Raw genomic sequence first — 20,548 nt, 5'->3', positions numbered from 1 at the left:
GGGCGCAAATTTTAACCAACTCAGGCTCACGATCAAGTGCGGGGTTACCCGGGTATCGGGCTGTCAGTCCACCTCATTGGCCAGCTCACGCTCAACCACGGCAGAAAGTTGACCCCAACCGGGACGAGTCAGGCGGATGTTATCCACCAGAACCGTAGGCGTGCTGGTGACTCTCAGTTGCATGGCCACCTGGCGACTCTGCTCCACAGCCTCGCGGTGCAGTTCCGTGGTCATGCACCGGCGAAAGCGGCGTTCTTCCAGGCCCAGATCGCCGGCATACCGGGTAAACGTTGCGACCGGATCGTTCGACCCATTCCACTCGGTCTGAAAGCTGTAGAGGCGATCATGCATGGCCCAGTAGGCGTCCTGATCACCGGCGCAGCGCGCGGCCTGGGCGGCCGGCATCGCGTTCTGATGCTGCTGCAATGGCAGATCAAAGTAGACGAACCGAACCTTGCCCGCATTCACATACTCGTCCTTCAGCTGCTTGCTGGCTGAAGCAAAGCTGCCACAGGCGGGACACTGATAATCGGCAAATTCACGAACCACCACCGGGGCATCTTCGGGGCCGACGGAGACACCGTACTGATCCAGCTCGGCGGGAAAGTCCTCGGCATTGGGCGCTGCCACTGGCAACTCATCAGAAGTAGGCTCGGGTGCTGCGGTCAGGAAAAAGATACCCAGAAGCACAGCGGCCAGAACCAGCAAACCTATGCCGGCGTAGAGCGGCTTGTTGGTTTTTGCTTTTTGGGGAGGCGGTGCACCGGTTTCCTTGCGACGTTTTGCTTCACCCATGGAAGGGCTCCTTATTGTGTTTCTGGTTTTCCGGATTTAATTAGCTCACGACCGTTTTCAGAACCGGCCGGGCACGCTAAGATCCTTTATATCCTACAAAAGTGCCAACAAAAATTAAGGAATCCTCATGCCCTTGCCCGCTTCCCTGACAGACACGCTCTCTTTGCCGCTGGTTGCCGCCCCCATGTTCCTGATCTCCGGGCCCGAACTTGCCCTTGCCTGTTGCAAGCAGGGCATCGTTGGCAGTTTTCCGGCTCTGAACCAGCGCACCAGCGAAGGCTTTGAAGAATGGCTGATCCAGATGAACGACGAGCTGGCCTCCTTCCAAAGCGCGAACCCGGATGTAAAAACGGCGCCCTACGCCGTGAACCTGATTGTGCACCGGACCAATCCTCGCTGGCAGGCGGATCTGGAGCTTTGCGTAAAACACAAGGTGCCCATCATCATTACCTCCCTGGGCGCCGCCAGCCAGGTGGTAGAGGCGGTGCACAGCTACGGCGGCGTGGTGTTCCATGACGTGACCAACCAGAAGCATGCCCGCAAGGCCGCGGAGGCCGGTGTTGACGGCATCATTGCTGTAGCGGCGGGTGCCGGTGGCCATGCGGGCACCATCAACCCGATTGTTCTGGTGCATGAAATCCGGGAAGTCTTTGATGGCACGATTCTGCTGGCGGGCGGGCTGTCCCATGGTGAGGACCTGCTGGCGGCCCAGGCCCTCGGCGCGGACCTGGCCTACCTGGGCACCCGGTTCATCAATACCGTTGAGTCCCAGGCCGACGAGGCCTACCGGAACATGATCATTGAGGCGGTGTCAGGCGATATCATTCATACACCGGCGGTTTCCGGCGTGCCCGCCAGCTTTATGCGCCAGAGTCTGAAGGAAGCCGGCTTTCCCATGGACAAGCTGAACCAGGCCGGCGAGATCAACTATGGGGAAAAACTGAAGCCTATTGATGATGAGGCCAAGGCCTGGAAAACCGTTTGGTCCGCCGGCCAGGGGGTCAGCCAGATCCACGACGTGCTGACAGTGCCGGATCTGGTGAGCCGACTGACTGACGAATACAGAAGCGCCCGGGAGCGCTTGCTAGCCACGGGACACTAAACCTGGAACTGTGAGGCTTTATCCTCCAGCGAGGTCAGTGTCCGGGCAATCTGGCTACTGGCCTCAAGGGCTGAGCCGGCGGTGTCGACCAGACGTTCGATCTGGCTGGAAATCAGCCACTGGCTGACCAGGAGTTGAACCAGACCGGCTACTACCAGGACAATGAAAACCGGTCGGAGAAGGCGGTTTGAGATCAGCCGCCTGATAAAACTGAGTGACATACGGACTCCGCTAACATGTGTGCTTCATGCATCCTGCACAGTCGGCAACAGCGTCCCTGCCTGGCGTGTCCGTACGTATAGCAAAACCAGGGCCGGAGTGGGCCGCATTTAGGTACGGGTTTTGTAGTTAATCGTCATCGTTTTCTTCGAGATCGATTTCGTCGGCGATGAAGTTATTCGTGCTCCCTGAATATTCAACTTCGAGAATCAAAAGCTCACCGTCATCGAAAAGATTGATAATCTCTCCCTGAGAATTACTATCATAAGCTTCTGGTCCGGCATCGATCGCTACTCCGAGAATCGTGATTGAGGCAGGAGTGATGTTCGTAAGCCTCCCTTCAAGCTCATACAGATCCCGGTCGTCGAAATCAGCGATTTCGTCGTCTACCTCTACCTTCAACGCTTCGATGAAGATGTCTGCGTCCTGCCCTCTCTCGACCCCCTCGACCTCCACTGTGGTACTACTAATGGGAAGAGCCTGGAATGAGATACCGGAGCCGTCTTCAACGGTGAAGGTTGTGGTCGGAGAAACCAGCACTTCAACGCCACCTATGATGATCGTGTTGTCTGCCGCTGACGAAATCACGCCCTTGACCTTCGCATTGCCGTCCCGGAGCTCAATTTCCTCAGCCTCAACCACCGTATCCGAGAGGAACTTCCCTTCCACCTGAATCAGGAGCCCCTCGGCGAGGTCGACAAGACTGATGCTGTCATCGAGTTCAGTCGCGTCCGTCACCCGAACTGTCAGACTTCCCATCGTAAACTCACCCGGTCTTGTGCCAACAGCGCCGGAAGATGTGTAGGACGAATCGATTGTCGCAGTGAACTCGATATCGTCGGCACTGCTGCGACTAAAGCGTCGCGCGTCGTCCCGGTCAATCGTAGCCGCGGTCAAAAGATTTCCTGCCAGGGTTCCCTCTACTTCCAACGCGGTGGCAGTTGCCAAATCTGTCTCTGTGAGACCGGAACCAAAACTGACATCGTCCTCATCGTATTGAACGGTGATCGTGCCAATCGTGAATTCGTTCAGGTTGGTATCCACCGTGAGAACACTGCCTTCCAACTCGATATTGGTCGGGTCCGGGTCTATTACCTGGATGTATCCAGCCCGGTAGGAACCATCAGCCTGACGCCAGGCGCTGACCCGGATGTGGTCGCTAATCGGCGAGCCACCGAGCAGTGTGGCGAAGGTGGTGCCACGCACCACGGTCTGACGGTCGACCCGCACGGATTGCCCCATAATGCTCAGGGTTACGAATTCGCCAGCGCCACTCGGATCAGGCTCAACCAGGTCAACGCGCCCTCGCAACGTGTCGTCATAGCTAAGCCGATCAGCTGTTCCCGTGCCGTCATCACGCCACTCGCCTTCAACCCTGAGAATCATTCCTTCGCTCAGAAGGACTTCCGCAGTGATGCCGTCATTGCTTTCCACTTCCCGATTCGGAATATCATCGGTGCTGAATTCCACGCCATTAATAAAAACACTTCCGAACCCGGAAACCGGTCCAACGCTGGACCCTGTGCCTCGGATACCACCATCGGCAACATCAACGCCTCCACCACCTGCGCCACCGCAGGCAGAGATCGCCCCGAAGACCACTGTGCCGGCTGCCAGCCCAATAACACGATTGCAGAAGTGCCGTTTCATAACTTTTTTCTCCGTAACCGGCGTTCCTGGCCGGCATCTGTCATATCGCCTAGTTAAAGCGCCTGCGGAAACTTGTTTTATTCCCCACGCCGGCCGCCTTTTCTGGCAGGCTCTTCGAAGAAGAAGATGCTCACGCCGGTGCGGACCGGATCCCCTGACTCACTGCCAGACTCGTGACCCGATATATCGCGGTCATGGGGCCCAAGCCACTTGTCCAGCTGTTCCAGCAATGCCTGGGACTGGGCGGCTGCGTGCCTGCGCCAGCGCTCCATCACGTCCGGAGGGATGTTGTTGTAGGTCAGGGTTCTCTGGAACAGCGGGGGCTGCCCGGACTCGTCACTGACCAGATTATGATCAATGGTCGCTATGAGATCGGATACGTCCTCGCCGAATATCTGGAGCATTTCCTCGCTGTCTCCGGCCGGAACATAGGCCCTTTGCTGCAAGAGCAGGCGTCCCGATTCGCTATCAACCGAAACCACGCCCACCCGGAGCAGTTCATCCAGTACAGCGCGGGGCGGCATGTCACCGCTGTAACGCTTGACCAGTTCGCTGAAACTCCCAGGCCCGTCGAAAGACAGCATGGCTGGCTCTCTGTCTTTGGCCTGGAAGACCGCATCGTGGACCCAACCCGATACCACCCGGGACGCCCGGTTGGTATGGAGGACATCGCGGCTCCCAGTGTCTTCCCCTGCCAGGATCTCCCGCTGGCGCTTTACTTCCTTGCGGGTCAGCCCGGTCATCACCGCAGCACGTGAATCCGTGGGCTTTCGTCGGCCGTCGGTAAAGTCCTCCAGAGCGGCTTCCACGTAGGCACGTTTCACCAGCTCGGAGAACTCCCCGAAAGGAATGCCGTTCCTCAACAGCAACCTCGCCAGAGGGCGCAGAATGCGAAACAGCGCTTGATGCAGGGGGTTGGACTTTTTCATGTTTGGGATTGTATTCCCATAGCGACTTCGAAAGCCAGAATGCGGGCCGACAACAGCCCGGCCCGCACCGGCGGCTCACTGATCAATCATCATCGCTGCCATTGTCGTCGTCACTATCGTCGTCGACTTCGACGTTGTCGGTGAGCTCATACTCGCCACCGCTGGTCTGGCGATACTCGATTTCCACTTCATCACCAACCTGGGCGCCGGACAGGCTGAAGTCATTGCGGAGCACCTCAAGATTCATGATGGTGATGGAATCGGCTCCGATGGCACTCACCCGTGCCTCAAGCTCAAAATCGTCATCGTCGTCGTCATCCTCGCGCTCGATGCTGATGGCCTCGAGGAATCCGCCGTCACTGCTCTGCTGGCGACCTTCAATTTCAAGATAGTCTCCCACCTGCAGGCTCTGGATATCCTGGACGCGACTGCGAAGGTCATCTTCGTCATCGTCGTCGTCATCAATCAGAGTATTGCCAGTCAACTGAACACGAACGCCACTGACGACCATGGTTTCATTGGTCAGATCGAGAGACTCGATGCGACCATCAAGCTCGGCATCGGAATCCCGGCCTTCGATCTCTTCAGCCACCAGGACGCCATTGCGGAAATCCCCTTCAACTTTCACGAACAGGCCATCGGCGAGGCTGCTTTCGAGGAGATCATCGAACTCGGTGCCGCCATCAATCTGTACTCGCACCCCATTTACCGAGAACTGACCGCTGGCGGCGTCGTAGTCATAAATGCTGCCGGAGATTTCGACGTCGTCATCATCGTCGAAGAGGTCGTCCTCATCTTCGATTTCTTCGGCCATGATGGTGGTGCCGTCCAGATAGCCTTCCACTTCCACCACGATTCCGTTTGCCAGATCGTCCAGGGAGAAGCCGTCATCGCCGACAGCGATGGTGTAATCAACCAGGAAACCGTTGATGGTGAAGGTCTGGGCGCTTGCGTCCAGATCGGCAACAACACCTTCAATTTCTACTTCGTTATTGTCATCGAATTCCAGACCAATGGCCCGGGCACCAACAAAGCTTGCCCGGAAGCTACCATCCTCAAGGCGCCAGGCGCTGACCCTTACGCGATAGTCCTGGGGGTTACCAGCCAGGGTCGTCGGAGTCGCGCCACGAAAGACAGTTTTGCCGTCCAATGAGATTGTCTGGCCCAGCATCGTGAGGCTTCCGGTGCGGGTTATATCGTCCCAGCTCATAGCGGAAATTGGCCCGCGCAGGGTGTCGTCATAACTGACCCTGTCGGCCCGGCCTTCGCCACGGTCATCCCAGTCGCCCTCCACTTTAAGGATCATGCCCTTTTCGAGCTGATCCTCGCGCTCCAGGCCATCGTCGCTGCTAACGCTGCCATCGGTTTCAAAGCGAGTGCCGTTCACGTAAACACTGCCGAAGCCGGATACCGCCCCGACACTGGTCCCCGATGAGGTGTCACTGGTGGAGGAGTCTCCGGAGCCGCCGCCACCACAAGCGGCAAGGGCACCGGCCAGAGCCCCGGTCATGGCCAATTTCACTGCGATTGCTAAAGGTTTGCGGTTCATCGTTCTTCTCCATGCTTGTTTTTGCGTCAGCGGGCGACCACGCTTTACCACCCAATCGTAAATTGGGATATTTTTCCCAACCCGTTATTTGGGAATTTAATCCCATTTATTGGGGCTGTCCAGTTTTTGATCATGAAAATTTTGTGAACTTTATAGAGCGGGAAACGTAAAGCTCTGAACAGTCAGATAAAACAGGGCCATTAATCATGCTGGGATTTTTGAAAGGCGATCCGAAAAAAAAATTGCAGAAGGAATACGAGGCGAAGCTCGCCAAGGCACTGGATGCACAGCGCAACGGCGATCTGAGAACTCATGGAACATTGATGGAAGAGGCCGAGAAAATCTACGCTGAAATTCAGGCGTTGGAAGAGAAGAAATAACCGGGGGAGCGTCTACTCCCCCATCAATTGCCGGATGCGGTGATTGAGACGAGCCACTTCCCGGCGCATTTCCTCCACTTCATCTAGCAACTCGAGTGACATGGCCAGGCCGGGAAGGTTCATTTTCAGGTCCCGCTGCAGCCTCTGGGCTTTACGCAGCCGGCTGAGCGCTGCAACGTCGAACTGCCATTGCCGGGCTTCCGGTGAGTCCTCCAGCGGTGCAATAACCCCGTAGTCCACCAGCTTTATGACAAACTCGGCATGGCACTCGCCACGCTCGCAAATTTCACGCAGGGTGAAGGTGCTGCCATTCTGGTCGAGTACCTCTACCGTCAGAATATGATCTTGCTTGTTCATACCTTACTCCCGCTCACACGTGAAGCTTGCTGCGTGGATTGAAGTTCTTCTCTGCCTCAGCCAACTGCTCGTAGAGCTTCTCGGCCTCAGGGCTGTGTTTCTCGGGCATGGCGATCTGCAGAATGACAATCTGATCGCCCGGATGTTTGCCCGGGAAACCCTTGCCCTTGAGCCTTAGCTTCCGGCCACTGGTGGAGCCCTTCGGCACTTTTACATTTACCTTTGAGCCAACGGTCGGCACGGTCACTGTTGCGCCCAGCGCCGCTTCCCAGGGAGCGATCGGCACTGTGACCAACACGTCTCGGCCCTCCACCGCGAAATGTGGATGGGGTGCCAGCTCTACTTCAATAAACAGATCACCCGGCTCCCCGTCGCCAATGCCCGGCGAACCCTGGCCTTTGAGGCGAATGTGCTGGCCCTCGCGCATGCCGGCAGGAATCTTTACTTTCAGGTTTTTTTGCCGGGGAATTACCCGGCCATGTTCATCGGCTTCGTGAACGGCGAAAGAGATCTGTTTTTCACAGCCGTGAAAAGCCTCTTCCAGGAACAGCGCAATCCTGGCGTGCACATCTTCACCGCGCATTTTCATGTTCTGGCGGAAACCACCACCACCGAAGCCACCGGAAAAACCGCCCCGGCGGCCACCACCGAAGATCTCCTCGAAGAAATCGCTGAACTGGCGGGCGTCGGCATCGGTGTAACCCCCGCCACCGAAACCGGCTCCGCTTTGCCAGCCCGGAGGTGGCTCGAAAGAACCATCCGCCCCGGCACCGTATTTACGCAGCTGGTCGTATTCCGCACGCTTCTCGGGATCTTTCAGTACTTCGTAGGCTTCACCGACATCCTTGAATTTTGTGTCCGCGTCCGCCTCCTTGCTGACATCCGGATGGTATTTCCGGGCCAGCTTGCGATAGGCCTTTTTGATGTCATCGGCGGAGGCAGACTCACTCACACCGAGTACGGCATAATAGTCTTTAAAGTCCATCTGCACCTCGTTGTCCAGGGAATCTCAGATTGTCTTGTTCTTTATATTAATCGGTATCGGAGGTGAAAAAACAAGGCGAGGAGCAATATCCGACCATTGTGAGGGCCATGTGATTCGGATAAAAAAAGGCCCCGGCGGATGCCGGGGCCTGGGGTTTACGCCTGCAGATCAGGATCAGTGCAGGGTTTGCTTGCGACGGTTGCGCAGAACCAGGCCACCGATGGCGGCCAGAGCGGCCACCGGCAGGGTCGGGTCGAAGGGTGCACCCGGGTTGTAGCTGCAACCGAAGATTGTGCCGGAGCCACTTCCGCTGTCGGACTCAGGCTCTTCGGTGTCGTCCACGACAGGCTCGTCGACGCGCACGGTGATCACCCCTGCGATGGAGGTCTTGCCGTCAACTTCCAGATTATAAGTGAAACGGTCAAAACCAACGAAGTCAGTCCGCGGTGTGTAAACCACGTTTCCGCTCTCAACAACCGCATCACCCGTCAAAGGCGAGTCGACAATGGAAACGGTTGGCGTCCCCCCTTTAACGTAGCGGTCGTTTTCAAGCACGTCGATGGTGACCGGCGTGTTCATGAACGTGGAGGCCGAATCGCTCACCGCAACCGGAACGTCCGGATCCGGATACGCGTCCACCTGAATGGATACCGTCGCCTCCCGTGAATCTGCAGGACCTACTGCTGGATTCGTAGTGTCATCAAACGTGGCATTGACCGTGTAGGTGAAGGTCGCCTGACCGGTAAAGCCGATCTCGGGTGTGAAGTCCACAGACGGGATCACGCCTTCTTCGTTGAGCTGAACCGTTCCGATGACGTCGCCGTCCACGGATACGTCGACCTCTGCCGCTGGATTCGGCGGGTTAGTGGCGTCATAGACAACCGTTCCGTTGACCTCGAAGCTGTTGATCGTCACGTTGGGATTGACGATCGTATCGCCGCCCGCGTCTTCAGTGGTGAACAGTTCACCCTTGAACACGTCATTGGCGAGAATCGGAAGGTTCAGAGGGAACGCGTCAGCTTCGTAATTGGAGTTGTCCGGCGCCACCTGCTCGTAGGTAGTGGCCGAGTCATTGAGGGCAACAGGAGCGTCTTCCACCACATAGGACGACAGCGACGGTGCGTTATTCTCATAACACGGGCCAGCATTGTCCGGATTGGCACAATCAACTTCACTGATCCAGGCCGGGATCTCATTACCGAGGCTGGTTTCAGAAAGACCGGCACTGGCGGTGGAAACACCGGTCACCCGCAGGGTGATGTTGTCGTACTTGGGCTCGCCACTCTCATTCAGGATGGCATCACTGATGTAGATGAACGTGTCCATATTCTGAGTGGCAAGGTCATCGGCCAGATCCGAGCTGTAGCGTACTGAATCATCAAGCTGCTCGGGATCAATGCCGAGCAATTTCGTCGCCCACTGCTCAAGCTGACTCTCCGGTATAATACCGAAGGGATTTGCCCCGGTATCATCACCAGCCTGTCCATAGCGCCAGTCCGAGCCATCCCACCAGGCTTCGAGGGCGCTTGACTCACCGTCCGGCTCGCCTTCGTCATAGCGGGCGATCACATAGGGCGCCAGGGCATCTGCCATCATGTAGCCAAATACACCCTGGACATCATAGGCACCCATGGCCTGGGTATCCGCCATACTGAAGTGGTTATCAGTGATCGCACCGTAGGAGCCGATGTCGTTGTAGTCGTCGCCACTAAAGATCAGCGTGGTTTTATCCGAGCCATTGCCGACATTCTGCGGCGGGAAATGCCCGGCGGCCTGCGCGTCGAAGAAGCCGGGGTCGAACCGCTCACGAGAGCCATCATCAAAGGCCTTAGGCGAGAAGGTAGCATAACGATCCGGGTTCCAGACACCGATGTCCGGTGCGCCGGTTTCACCTTCAAAAAACTCCCGGGGCACGGCTTCACGCAGCTCGAACGCCACACCATCTTCGGCGGCATTGAACGGAACAAAGTTGTTACCGATGCCGTAACCAAGCTCCATCTTGACGCCGAGCCAGCGTTCATCAGAGTTATTCACGACTTTCTGGATGACCCGGTAAATACGGCCAATTCCATACTCTTCCTTGAAGGCCGCCAATTCTTCGCCACCGTCCTCGGCTGGATCCTTGACGCCCTTGTAGCGGATGTCTTTCATGCCGGTATCGAACACCAGGTCCACCGGAGTGTCCGCCTCGCGGATTTCCAGGAAGTAGCGCTTGGCACTGCCCTGGGGATCGCTGCAGGTTTTCGGCACCAGCGTACCCAGATCTTCGTCAACCCGCTCGCCCGAGGACATGATGCAGTTGTTGGTGGGGAATTCCAGATCGTCGGTGACCACCTGAATACCGGGCGCGCGGCCGCTGCCATCGTCCAGCGAGTAGTAAACCGCTGCTGGACTGCCTGCCCAGAGCTCATCCTCGAGCACATTTGGATCATCTTCGTTTGCGAGCGCATCCTCGGCGGCCTGCTTGGCCAGCTCGCTGGTATAGACGTGTGTTCGGGCGGAGGCACCGGAATAGCCATCGATACCCGGCTCAACATTCAGACGGTTTACCTCGTTCCAGCCACTGAGTTGCGGAACGGGTACGTCAGTGAAGGTATTTGGGGTAGGCTCTTGGGCCAGGGCGTTTCCGGCGATCGCTCCGGACAGCACAAGCCCGGCAACCGCGGCCATCGGACTGCGCACCACCGGATAGATCCAGGTGCGACCCGATGGCCCACGCTTATAGGTTAAATTGGACTGCATAGCTCTCATCCTTTAATGCATGACTTGTTTTATTACTTTCCAGGCTCCAAGCCAACTCCACTTGGGCTAGTCCCATGATTCTAAACGTATAACCAAATCACAACAAACCCATGACAGATTGTCTGACCATATAGCCGAATGCATCAGACTACCCAAAAACGGGAGACGACTGCATGGGCGCCCCTACGGGCAGGCCAGACAGGCTTACGAACCTGCATTACAACCATGTAATGTATTTTCGAAAGCAGCCAGCAGAAAGTCACTGTGAAAACGCGACATTTTGACGCATCCGAGCCCCCAGCCGCGGGAGACAGGGGCTAAGCAAAAAAAGGCACCCGATAAGGGTGCCTGTTGAGCGGGTGTTGGCCGACGCTTACTTGACCTTCGGGTCCAGCTCACCAGAGGCGTAACGCTCGAACATGCGCTCGAGGTTAACCGGCTTGATCTTGCTGGCGTTGCCGGCACAACCGAAGGCCTCGTAGCGTGCGATGCACACTTCGGTCATGGCCTTCATGGTTTCCTTGAGGAATTTGCGCGGGTCGAACTCGGCCGGATTTTCAGCCAGGAAGCGACGAACGGCGCCGGTGCTGGCCAGGCGCAGATCGGTATCGATGTTGACCTTGCGCACGCCGTGCTTGATGCCCTCTACGATTTCTTCAACCGGCACACCGTAGGTTTCCGGGATCTCACCACCGTATTCGTTGATGATCTTCAGCCACTCCTGGGGTACGGAGCTGGAGCCGTGCATAACCAGGTGGGTGTCTGGAATGCGGGCGTGGATGGCTTTGATCTGGTCGATGGCCAGGATGTCGCCCGTGGGCGGACGAGTAAACTTGTAGGCGCCGTGGCTGGTGCCGATGGCGATGGCCAGGGCATCAACGTGGGTTTTCTTGACGAAGTCCGCCGCTTCTTCCGGGTCGGTCAGCATCTGGCTGTGATCCAGGGTACCTTCCGCACCGATACCGTCTTCTTCACCGGCCTGGCCGGTTTCGAGGGAACCCAGGCAGCCCAGCTCGCCCTCTACGGAGACACCACAGGCGTGGGCCATTTCAACGGTGCGGCGGGTAACGTCAACGTTGTAATCGTAGTCGGTGGGGGTTTTACCGTCTTCACCAAGCGAGCCGTCCATCATCACGGAGCTGAAGCCCAACTGGATGGAGCGCTGGCACACGGAGGGGCTGGTGCCATGGTCCTGGTGCATGACCACCGGGATGTGCGGGAATTCTTCGATGGCCGCCAGGATCAGGTGGCGCAGGAAGGGAGCGCCGGCGTATTTGCGGGCACCGGCAGAGGCCTGGACAATCACCGGGGAGTCGGTTTTGTCGGCGGCTTCCATGATGGCGCGCATCTGTTCCAGGTTGTTGACGTTAAAGGCTGGCACACCGTAACCATGCTCGGCGGCGTGATCCAGCATTTGCCGCATCGAAATCAGGGCCATGGGTCGTCTCCTTCATTTGGACTTTGGGGATAGTTGGATTCTTTCAGTAAATCGTTACGCGCCGCGTTCTTCCAGTACCGCTACTGCCGGGAGCGTCTTGCCTTCTACGAATTCCAGGAAGGCGCCACCGCCGGTGGAGATATACGAGATTTTGTCAGCAACGCCGTACTTGTCAACGGCGGCGACAGTATCACCGCCGCCGGCGAGGGAAAAGGCGTCGCTTTCGGCGATGGCGTGAGCAAGTGCTTTGGTGCCGTTACCGAACTGGTCGAATTCGAATACGCCTACAGGACCGTTCCAGAGAATGGTTTTGGCGTTCTTCAATACGTCGGCGAACTTGCCGGCAGTTTCCGGGCCTACGTCGAGGATCATGTCGTCGTCGCTGACGTCGGAGATGTTCTTGGTGGTGGCGGCCGCGGTTTCGGCGAACTCGCTGGCAACAACCACGTCTACCGGCAGCGGGATTTCAACGCGGCTGGCGATCTCTTTGGCGGTGTCGATCAAGTCGTGTTCACACAGGGATTTGCCAACCGGGTGACCAGCCGCCGCCAGGAAGGTGTTGGCGATGCCGCCGCCCACAATGATGGAGTCGCAAACCTTCTCCAGTGCATTCAGCACGTCGAGCTTGGTGGAAACCTTTGAACCGCCAACGATTGCAACCACGGGCTTGGCCGGGTTATCCAGGGCTTTGCCGAGGGCTTCGAGTTCGGCCGCCAGCAGCGGGCCGGCGCAGGCTTCGGGGGCGAACTTGGCCACGCCGTGAGTTGATGCCTGGGCGCGATGGGCGGTGCCGAAGGCATCCATCACGTAAACATCACACAGGGCGGCGTACTTTTTCGCGAGGTCTTCGTTGTCTTTCTTTTCACCTTTGTTGAAGCGAACGTTCTCGAACAGAACCACTTCGCCATCGGCCACTTCAACACCGTCCAGGTAGTCCTTGATCATGCGCACTTCCTGGCCCAGCACTTTGGTCAGGTGATCGGCAACGGGCTTCATGGAGGAGGCTTCGTCGTACACGCCTTCTTCCGGGCGGCCGAGGTGGGACATCAACATGACTTTGGCGCCGGCATCTTTGGCGGCCTTGATGGTAGGCAGTGACGCGCGGATACGGGCGTCGCTGGAGACTTTGCCGTCCTTGACCGGTACGTTCAGGTCTTCGCGGATCAGTACTCGCTTGCCGGCGAGGTTCAGGTCGGTCATTTTCTTGATGGCCATAACGTTCTTCCCTTGATCAGATCTTGCACACTTGAAATCTGGTCTGGCTGTCGGATTTTCACCAGGTTTAATCCGACCTACGGTAGGTCGGTTCGAGCGCAGCGATAACCGACAATCAGGTTTTTTGTTTCGTCAGCCAACTACGGCTGACATCGAGCATCCGGTTCGCGAACCCCCACTCATTATCGAACCAGCACAGCACTTTCACCATGGTGCCCCCGGTTACCCGGGTCTGGCCGCCGTCTACCACGCCGGAATGGGCGTCGTGATTGAAATCGGAGCTGGCCAGCAGTTCGTCGGTATAGCCGAGTATGCGCTTCAACGGGCCGTTGGCGGCCTCTTTTAACAGGTTATTCACCGCTGCCACCTCGGTTGCCTTGCCCACGTTGACCACCATGTCGATGGCGGAAACGTTCATGGTCGGTACCCGCATGGCCACCGAGCTGAACTTGCCTTCCATGTTGGGTAGCAGCCGCTCAATGCCCTTGGCGAGGCCGGTTTCCACCGGAACGATATTGTGCAGGGCGCTGCGGGTTCGACGCAGGTCCTGATGGTGGTAGGCATCTATCACGGGCTGGTCGTTCATCGCCGCGTGAATGGTGGTGGTACTGCCCTGCTCCACACCGAAGGCTTCGTCCAGTACCTTGATGACCGGCACCAGGCAGTTGGTGGTGCAGGAAGCCGCCGCAACGATCACGTCGTCTGCCGTGAGGTCGGCGTGGTTGACGCCATAAACCACGGTGCGATCGACGTCCGACTCGGCCGGCTGCGAGAACAGCAGGCGCGTGGCGCCGGAATCGATGTGCTTCTCGGCAGTCGCGCGATCAGAGAAGGCGCCGGAGCATTCCAGCACCAGATCCACGTCCAGCAGACGCCAGGGCAGTTCTGCCGGGTCAGCATGACTCAACACACGGATGGCATCGCCATTGACCATAAGATCCTGGCCCGATACCGAAATTTCACCCTGGAACCGGCCATGGGTGGAGTCGTATCGGGTCAGGTGGGCAATGGTGTCGATATCCGACAGCTCATTAATGGCGACCACCTGCAGGTGGTCGCGAAAGCCGTTTTCATAAAGCGCACGCAACACGCACTGGCCGATTCGGCCGTACCCGTTGATCGCGACACGAAAAGGCGCAGAGTCTGGCATCAGGCGTCCAGAAGCTCAGCAGCCACTTCCAGAACGTTGTCGACGGTGAAGCCGAATTCCTTGAACAGCTCGCCGGCCGGGGCGGACTCACCAAAGGTGGTCATGCCGATGATGCGGCCATCCAGGCCAACGTACTTGTACCAGTAGTCGGCAATGCCGGCTTCGATAGCGACGCGGTTGGTGACGTCCAACGGCAGAACCTGCTGCTTGTACTCGGCGCTCTGGGCATCGAACACATCGGTGGACGGCATGGAGACCACGCGCACTTGCTTGCCCTGCTCACGCAGCTTGGCTGCCGCGTCCTGGGCCAGGCCGACTTCGGAGCCAGTGGCGATCAGGATAAGGTCCGGTGTGCCTTCGCTGTCTGACAGGATGTAAGCGCCCTTGGCCACATCAGCCAGCTGCTGGGCATCGCGCGGCTGTGCCGGCAGGCCCTGACGTGAGAACACCATGGCAGTCGGGCCATCGGTGCGCTCAAGCGCTGCTTTCCAGGCTACCGCAGATTCAACGGTATCAGCCGGACGCCACATGCTCATGTTGGGCGTGGTGCGCAGGCTGGCCATCTGCTCGATCGGCTGGTGAGTCGGGCCGTCTTCGCCCAGGCCGATGGAATCGTGGGTGAACACGAAGATGGAACGCTGCTTCATCAGCGCGGCCATGCGCACAGCGTTGCGGCAGTACTCCATGAAGATCAGGAAGGTCGCGCCGTAGGGCACGAAACCACCGTGCAGGGCGATGCCGTTCATGATGGCGGCCATGCCGAATTCACGCACACCGTAGTAGATGTAGTTGCCGCTGGCGTCTTCCTTGGTCAGCCCCTTGGTGTCGGACCAGATGGTCAGGTTGGAACCGGCCAGGTCGGCAGAGCCGCCCATCAGTTCCGGCAGCAGTGGGCCGTAGGCGTTCAGAGTGTTCTGGGAAGCCTTACGGGAGGCAACGGTCTCGCCTTTGTCCTGGCATTCCTGGATGTAAGCCTGGGCTTTCTCAGCGAAATCGGCAGGCAGGTCACCCGCCATTCGGCGCTTGAACTCAGCCGCCAGCTTCGGCTCGGCCTTTTCGTAGGCGGCGAACTTCTGCTCCCACTCGGACTGCGCAGCAGCACCTTTTTCACGGGCATTCCAGGCACTGGCAATGTCGGCCGGAATTTCGAATGGTCCGTGCTGCCAGCCCAGTTGCTCGCGGGTCAGGGTGATTTCGTCATCACCCAGGGGGGCGCCGTGGCAGCTTTCCTTGCCCTGCTTATTCGGGGAGCCGAAGCCGATGATGGTCTTGCAGCAGACCAGCGTGGGCTGATCGGTATTGGCGCGGGCGGCTTCGATCGCGGCGCGAATGGCGTCGACATCGTGGCCGTCGACTGCGGGAATCACCTGCCAGCCGTAGGACTCGAAACGCTGCGGCGTGTTGTCGGTGAACCAGCCATCAACCTCGCCATCGATGGAAATACCGTTGTCGTCGTAGAAGAACACCAGTTTGCCAAGGCCCAGGGTGCCGGCCAGGGAAGCCACTTCGTGGGAGATGCCTTCCATCAGGCAGCCGTCGCCGAGGAATGCGTAGGTGTAGTGATCAACAATCTCGTGGCCCGGACGGTTGAACTGTGCTGCCAGGGACTTCTCGGCAATGGCGAAACCAACAGCGTTGGCAATGCCCTGGCCCAGGGGGCCGGTGGTGGTTTCAATACCCGGGGTGTAGCCGTACTCGGGATGGCCCGGCGTCTTGGAATGCAGCTGGCGGAAGTTCTTGATGTCTTCGATGGAAACGTCGTAACCGCTCAGGTGCAGCAATGAATACTGCAGCATGGAGCCGTGACCGTTGGACAGCACGAAGCGGTCCCGGTTGGCCCACTGAGGGTTGGCCGGGTTGTGGTTCAGGTAATCGTTCCACAGTACCTCGGCGATATCCGCCATACCCATGGGCGCACCCGGGTGGCCGGACTTGGCTTTCTGAACCGCATCCATGCTCAGCGCGCGAATGGCGTTGGCGAGATCTTTACGAGACGGCATTGACGTTTCTCCAGTGTTTTGCAGGAAAAGAATTCGTAGTGATTAAAGGGCGATCAAAATGAGGCGCGTATTTTCGCCGATTAGTGTGTGCCGGGGCAAATCGGCATGTGCCAGTTTCACGATTGTTTGCCTGTGGATTTCCGAAAGGGCCTGATTTCAAAGAACGATAAATCTATATCAAAATATTTTGATATGCCTATTGATTGACCACCCAAAGCACCCTACACTTCGTTACCATGACATCCATGAACGCACACGCCGACAACCTGTCCTCCGTGCAGGCGCTGGCTCCGATCTTCAAAGCGAGCGGAGATCCGTTGCGCCTGGAGATTTTGCGTGTACTGAGAAGGGATACTTTCGGTGTTCTGGAGCTCAGCCAGCTGTTCGATATGCGCCAGTCCGGCATGAGCCATCACCTGAAGGTGATGAACAAGGCCGGTCTGCTTGAGCCCCAGCGCGAGGGCAATGCGATTTTCTATCGCCGCCCGCTGCATCTGGACAGCGACAAGCCAACCGATCAGACCATTCGTCAGGTATTCGAAGCGGTAGACCGGGTGCCGTTGCCGCCGCACCTGCAGGAACGGATTGAAGCCATCCGCACCCAGCGCGCAAACCAGTCCCAGGCCTTCTTTGCTCGCCATGCCGAGCAGTTCCGGGAGCAGCAGGAGCTGATCGCCGCCTTTGATCTTTATGCCGAGCCGGTAGCGGAAATGATCCGCAAGAGGTCCCGCAAGCAGGAGTGGCAGGCGGCTCTGGAAATCGGCCCCGGTGAAGGCGCCTTCCTGCCGGTGCTGGCCGCGCTTTGCGGGCATGTGGTGGCACTCGATAACAGCCGTGACATGCTGGCCAAGGCAACCCGCACCTGCATCGATGAACGACTGAACAACATTGACCTGATTGAGGGCGTTACCGACACCCTGCTGGCCCGGGGCGATGCGTTTGACCTGGTGGTTGCCAACATGGTTCTGCACCACGTGCCCAGCCCCGCAGACATCTTCCTGGATGCCGCAGCACTGATGAACAACGGCGGCTGCTTCGTAATCAGCGATTTGTGCAGTCACGACCAGGACTGGGCGAAAACAAACTGCGGTGATCTCTGGTTGGGCTTTGAACCGGAGGAGCTCACCGCCTGGGCAGCGGACGCCGGCCTGGTGGCCGGAGAGCAGCTGTTTATCGGCTTGCGGAACGGTTTCCAGATTCAGGTTCGGGAATTCTGGAAACACGACGGCCAGATTTGACGACCTGGATCGCAATATCAACAAATTTTGATATACGGATACGTAGTTTTACGTATCCTCACATAAATCAACAAACCCGATACCGGAAAGCGCTTTAAGAAAGTCGCTTACCGGACTGAATTTGAATCGCTCACAGAGGAGCATGTGTTATGGCTGACTACAACATCTTCACTTCCGAATCGGTCTCTGAAGGCCATCCGGACAAACTGGCAGACCAGATCTCTGATGCCGTGCTGGACGCCATCCTGACCGACGATCCCCATGCCCGTGTTGCCTGCGAAACCATGGTAAAAACCGGTGTGGCCATCGTTGGTGGTGAGATCACCACCAGTGCCTGGGTAGATCTGGAAGACCTGGTGCGCGGCGTGATCAAGGACATCGGTTACACCTCCTCGAAAGTGGGCTACGACGGCGACACCTGCGGCATCATCAACATCATCGGCAAGCAGTCCGTCGATATCGCCCAGGGCGTCGACCGTAAGAAGCCGGAAGACCAGGGCGCCGGCGACCAGGGCCTGATGTTCGGCTATGCCAGCAACGAAACCGATGTGCTGATGCCAGCGCCGATCACCTTCTCTCACCGTCTGGTTCAGCGCCAGGCAGAGGCCCGCAAGAGCGGCCTGCTGCCGTGGCTGCGCCCGGACGCCAAGAGCCAGGTGACCTGCCGCTACGAAAACGGCCGGGTTGCCGGTATCGACGCGGTGGTTCTGTCAACTCAGCACGATGAAGACGTGACGCAGGAAGACCTGAAAGAAGCGGTGATGGAACTGATCGTCAAGCACGCGCTGCCAGCCGAACTGCTGCACAAGGACACCCAGTTCCATATCAACCCGACCGGCAAGTTCGTCATCGGTGGCCCCGTTGGTGACTGTGGCCTGACCGGCCGCAAGATCATCGTAGATACATACGGCGGCATGGCACGCCACGGTGGCGGTGCCTTCTCCGGCAAGGACCCCTCCAAGGTTGACCGTTCCGCGGCTTACGCCGGCCGATACGTAGCCAAGAACATCGTTGCCGCGGGCCTGGCCGACAAGTGTGAGATCCAGGTGTCCTACGCCATTGGCGTGGCGCAGCCGACCTCTATCTCCCTGAACACCTTCGGCACCGGTAAGATCAGCGACGACAAGATCATTGAACTGGTGCGCCAGAACTTCGATCTGCGCCCGTACGCGATCACCAACATGCTCGACCTGCTGCATCCGATGTACCGGGCGACCGCAGCCTATGGCCACTTCGGCCGCGACCCCTATGAAATGACGGTGGGCGGCGAGACCTTCACCGCCTTCCCATGGGAGAAGACCGATCGCGCCGCAGCCCTCAAGGATGCTGCTGGTATCTAAACCGATTTCGGGCGTATGTCATCAGGCATGCGCCCAAGCCAAACTGACTGACAGGAGAACACCATGAGCACTCCCGCAGAAAAACTGAACAGCTTTGACGACTACAAAGTTCGCGATATTTCCCTGGCCGGCTGGGGCCGGAAGGAAATCAACATCGCTGAAGGCGAAATGCCTGCCCTGATGAAACTCCGTGAGAAGTACAAGGCCGAGCAGCCGCTGAAAGGCGCCAACGTTATGGGCTGCATTCACATGACCATTCAGACTGCCGTGCTGATCGAGACGCTGATTGAGCTGGGCGCGAACGTGCGCTGGTCTTCGTGCAACATCTTCTCCACCCAGGACCAGGCCGCAGCCGCCATCGCGGCACAGGGCATCCCCGTGTTTGCCTGGAAAGGCGAAACCGATGAAGAGTACGACTGGTGTCTTGAGCGCACTGTCGGAGCCGACGTAGAGGGCTGGGAACCGAACATGATTCTGGACGATGGCGGCGACCTGACCGCCCTGCTCCATGAAAAATACCCGGAAGTGCTGGCTAACTGCCACGGCGTGACCGAAGAAACCACCACCGGTGTACACCGCCTGCAGGAAATGCTGCGCGAGGGCTCCCTGAAGGTTCCGGCCATCAACGTGAACGATGCCGTCACCAAGGCCAAGAACGACAACAAATACGGTTGTCGCCACAGCCTGAACGATGCCATCAAACGCGCCACCGACCACCTGATGGCTGGCAAAAAAGCCCTGGTAATTGGCTACGGCGATGTGGGCAAGGGCTCTGCTGCTTCGCTGCGTCAGGAAGGCATGATTGTAAAAGTGACCGAGGCCGATCCTATCTGTGCGATGCAGGCCTGCATGGATGGTTTCGAAGTGGTGTCTCCGTACCTTGACGGTGTGAACACCGGTACCGAGTCTGCGGTGAACCGCGATCTGCTGCAGAACACCGATCTTCTCGTCACCACCACTGGCAACATGAATGTTTGCGACGCGCACATGCTGAAAGCCATCAAGTCTGGCGCAGTCGTATGCAACATCGGTCACTTCGACAACGAGATCGATACCGCCTACATGCGTAAGAACTGGGAATGGGACGAGGTGAAGCCGCAGGTGCACGTTGTGTACCGCGACAAGGCCACCAACGACCACCTGATTCTGTTGTCCGAAGGCCGCCTGGTTAACCTGGGTAACGCCACCGGTCACCCGTCACGGATCATGGATGGCTCCTTTGCCAACCAGGTTCTGGCACAGATGTACCTGTTCGAGCGCAAGTTCGCCGATCTGCCGGAAGATGCCCGTGAGAAAGGCGTGTATGTGCAGGTTCTACCCAAGCACCTGGATGAGGAAGTGGCCCGCGCCATGGTGGAAGGCTTCGGTGGCGTGATCACCAGGATGACGCCGGAGCAGGCCAAATACATCGGTGTACCGGTCGAAGGCCCGTACAAGCCAGAAAGCTACAAGTACTGAT

At 58.0% G+C, this 20,548-nt stretch carries 17 protein-coding genes; 5 read left to right on the top strand and 12 right to left on the bottom strand.

Features of this window, described 5'->3' with window-relative positions; translation table 11 throughout:
- Positions 1-63: 63 nt before the first annotated feature.
- Positions 64-795: a DsbA family protein gene (locus CFT65_RS06455; RefSeq protein ID WP_088827151.1), complete on the bottom strand. Its 732-nt coding sequence runs from the start codon at positions 793-795 to the stop codon at positions 64-66.
- Positions 796-922: 127 nt separating this feature from the next.
- Between CFT65_RS06455 and CFT65_RS06450 the strand changes: the two genes are divergently transcribed.
- Complete coding sequence (locus tag CFT65_RS06450) at positions 923-1,897, top strand: NAD(P)H-dependent flavin oxidoreductase (RefSeq protein WP_088827150.1); 975 nt, start codon at positions 923-925, stop codon at positions 1,895-1,897.
- On the opposite strand, the gene CFT65_RS06445 is transcribed toward CFT65_RS06450, so the two are convergent.
- From CFT65_RS06445 to CFT65_RS06430, 4 genes are all read right to left on the bottom strand, one after another.
- Positions 1,894-2,118, bottom strand: a complete 225-nt coding sequence (locus CFT65_RS06445; protein ID WP_088827149.1) for a hypothetical protein — start codon at positions 2,116-2,118, stop codon at positions 1,894-1,896. The two genes, CFT65_RS06450 and CFT65_RS06445, sit on opposite strands and share 4 nt — an antisense overlap.
- A 127-nt stretch (positions 2,119-2,245) precedes the next feature.
- Positions 2,246-3,766 (bottom strand): DUF5666 domain-containing protein, encoded by a 1,521-nt coding sequence (locus CFT65_RS06440; protein ID WP_088827148.1) that lies wholly within the window; start codon positions 3,764-3,766, stop codon positions 2,246-2,248.
- Between the two features lie 77 nt (positions 3,767-3,843).
- On the bottom strand, positions 3,844-4,695 hold the full coding sequence (locus CFT65_RS06435) for a DUF6502 family protein (RefSeq protein ID WP_088827147.1): 852 nt from the start codon (positions 4,693-4,695) through the stop codon (positions 3,844-3,846).
- 82 nt (positions 4,696-4,777) lie between these two features.
- Positions 4,778-6,244 (bottom strand): DUF5666 domain-containing protein, encoded by a 1,467-nt coding sequence (locus CFT65_RS06430; RefSeq protein WP_088827146.1) that lies wholly within the window; start codon positions 6,242-6,244, stop codon positions 4,778-4,780.
- Between the two features lie 206 nt (positions 6,245-6,450).
- Between CFT65_RS06430 and CFT65_RS18930 the strand changes: the two genes are divergently transcribed.
- Positions 6,451-6,624, top strand: coding sequence for a DUF6435 family protein (locus CFT65_RS18930; RefSeq protein ID WP_104321698.1), 174 nt, complete (start codon positions 6,451-6,453; stop codon positions 6,622-6,624).
- A 12-nt stretch (positions 6,625-6,636) separates the two neighbouring features.
- Here the strand turns inward: CFT65_RS18930 and CFT65_RS06425 are convergent, their stop codons facing one another.
- From CFT65_RS06425 to tkt, 7 genes are all read right to left on the bottom strand, one after another.
- On the bottom strand, positions 6,637-6,981 hold the full coding sequence (locus tag CFT65_RS06425) for a chaperone modulator CbpM (protein WP_088827145.1): 345 nt from the start codon (positions 6,979-6,981) through the stop codon (positions 6,637-6,639).
- Positions 6,982-6,994: 13 nt separating this feature from the next.
- Complete coding sequence (locus tag CFT65_RS06420) at positions 6,995-7,966, bottom strand: DnaJ C-terminal domain-containing protein (protein ID WP_088827144.1); 972 nt, start codon at positions 7,964-7,966, stop codon at positions 6,995-6,997.
- A 174-nt stretch (positions 7,967-8,140) separates the two neighbouring features.
- Positions 8,141-10,708, bottom strand: a complete 2,568-nt coding sequence (locus CFT65_RS06415; RefSeq protein ID WP_088827143.1) for a choice-of-anchor F family protein — start codon at positions 10,706-10,708, stop codon at positions 8,141-8,143.
- A gap of 373 nt (positions 10,709-11,081) precedes the next feature.
- Positions 11,082-12,146, bottom strand: a complete 1,065-nt coding sequence (fba, locus tag CFT65_RS06410; RefSeq protein ID WP_088827142.1) for a class II fructose-bisphosphate aldolase — start codon at positions 12,144-12,146, stop codon at positions 11,082-11,084.
- Positions 12,147-12,200: 54 nt separating this feature from the next.
- A complete protein-coding gene (locus CFT65_RS06405) occupies positions 12,201-13,361 on the bottom strand; it encodes a phosphoglycerate kinase (RefSeq protein ID WP_088827141.1) in 1,161 nt (386 codons plus the stop codon).
- Between the two features lie 115 nt (positions 13,362-13,476).
- Positions 13,477-14,511 carry a type I glyceraldehyde-3-phosphate dehydrogenase gene (gene gap, locus CFT65_RS06400; protein WP_088827140.1) on the bottom strand — a complete coding sequence of 345 codons (1,035 nt, stop codon included), beginning with the start codon at positions 14,509-14,511 and terminating at the stop codon, positions 13,477-13,479.
- A complete protein-coding gene (gene tkt / locus CFT65_RS06395; protein WP_088827139.1) occupies positions 14,511-16,511 on the bottom strand; it encodes a transketolase in 2,001 nt (666 codons plus the stop codon). The genes gap and tkt overlap by 1 nt, the downstream gene beginning before the upstream one ends.
- Positions 16,512-16,747: 236 nt before the next feature.
- Between tkt and CFT65_RS06390 the strand changes: the two genes are divergently transcribed.
- The 3 genes from CFT65_RS06390 (at position 16,748) to ahcY (ending at position 20,547) form a co-directional block, all read left to right on the top strand.
- On the top strand, positions 16,748-17,749 hold the full coding sequence (locus CFT65_RS06390; protein WP_088827138.1) for an ArsR/SmtB family transcription factor: 1,002 nt from the start codon (positions 16,748-16,750) through the stop codon (positions 17,747-17,749).
- Positions 17,750-17,898: 149 nt separating this feature from the next.
- Positions 17,899-19,089 carry a methionine adenosyltransferase gene (metK, locus tag CFT65_RS06385; protein WP_088827137.1) on the top strand — a complete coding sequence of 397 codons (1,191 nt, stop codon included), beginning with the start codon at positions 17,899-17,901 and terminating at the stop codon, positions 19,087-19,089.
- A gap of 63 nt (positions 19,090-19,152) precedes the next feature.
- Positions 19,153-20,547 (top strand): adenosylhomocysteinase, encoded by a 1,395-nt coding sequence (gene ahcY / locus CFT65_RS06380; RefSeq protein WP_088827136.1) that lies wholly within the window; start codon positions 19,153-19,155, stop codon positions 20,545-20,547.
- Position 20,548: the final 1 nt, after the last annotated feature.

This window comes from Marinobacter sp. es.048, from assembly GCF_900188435.1.
Lineage (GTDB): Bacteria > Pseudomonadota > Gammaproteobacteria > Pseudomonadales > Oleiphilaceae > Marinobacter.
This window is presented reverse-complemented; position numbering and strand designations above follow the sequence as displayed.

What these genes read in the sequence shown, in the direction of transcription:
- CFT65_RS06455 (WP_088827151.1), bottom strand. Translation starts at nt 795, where the DNA reads ATGGGTGAAGCAAAACGTCGCAAGGAAACCGGTGCACCGCCTCCCCAA.
- CFT65_RS06450 (WP_088827150.1), top strand. Translation starts at nt 923, where the DNA reads ATGCCCTTGCCCGCTTCCCTGACAGACACGCTCTCTTTGCCGCTGGTT.
- CFT65_RS06445 (WP_088827149.1), bottom strand. Translation starts at nt 2,118, where the DNA reads ATGTCACTCAGTTTTATCAGGCGGCTGATCTCAAACCGCCTTCTCCGA.
- CFT65_RS06440 (WP_088827148.1), bottom strand. Translation starts at nt 3,766, where the DNA reads ATGAAACGGCACTTCTGCAATCGTGTTATTGGGCTGGCAGCCGGCACA.
- CFT65_RS06435 (WP_088827147.1), bottom strand. Translation starts at nt 4,695, where the DNA reads ATGAAAAAGTCCAACCCCCTGCATCAAGCGCTGTTTCGCATTCTGCGC.
- CFT65_RS06430 (WP_088827146.1), bottom strand. Translation starts at nt 6,244, where the DNA reads ATGAACCGCAAACCTTTAGCAATCGCAGTGAAATTGGCCATGACCGGG.
- CFT65_RS18930 (WP_104321698.1), top strand. Translation starts at nt 6,451, where the DNA reads ATGCTGGGATTTTTGAAAGGCGATCCGAAAAAAAAATTGCAGAAGGAA.
- CFT65_RS06425 (WP_088827145.1), bottom strand. Translation starts at nt 6,981, where the DNA reads ATGAACAAGCAAGATCATATTCTGACGGTAGAGGTACTCGACCAGAAT.
- CFT65_RS06420 (WP_088827144.1), bottom strand. Translation starts at nt 7,966, where the DNA reads ATGGACTTTAAAGACTATTATGCCGTACTCGGTGTGAGTGAGTCTGCC.
- CFT65_RS06415 (WP_088827143.1), bottom strand. Translation starts at nt 10,708, where the DNA reads ATGCAGTCCAATTTAACCTATAAGCGTGGGCCATCGGGTCGCACCTGG.
- fba (WP_088827142.1), bottom strand. Translation starts at nt 12,146, where the DNA reads ATGGCCCTGATTTCGATGCGGCAAATGCTGGATCACGCCGCCGAGCAT.
- CFT65_RS06405 (WP_088827141.1), bottom strand. Translation starts at nt 13,361, where the DNA reads ATGGCCATCAAGAAAATGACCGACCTGAACCTCGCCGGCAAGCGAGTA.
- gap (WP_088827140.1), bottom strand. Translation starts at nt 14,511, where the DNA reads ATGCCAGACTCTGCGCCTTTTCGTGTCGCGATCAACGGGTACGGCCGA.
- tkt (WP_088827139.1), bottom strand. Translation starts at nt 16,511, where the DNA reads ATGCCGTCTCGTAAAGATCTCGCCAACGCCATTCGCGCGCTGAGCATG.
- CFT65_RS06390 (WP_088827138.1), top strand. Translation starts at nt 16,748, where the DNA reads ATGACATCCATGAACGCACACGCCGACAACCTGTCCTCCGTGCAGGCG.
- metK (WP_088827137.1), top strand. Translation starts at nt 17,899, where the DNA reads ATGGCTGACTACAACATCTTCACTTCCGAATCGGTCTCTGAAGGCCAT.
- ahcY (WP_088827136.1), top strand. Translation starts at nt 19,153, where the DNA reads ATGAGCACTCCCGCAGAAAAACTGAACAGCTTTGACGACTACAAAGTT.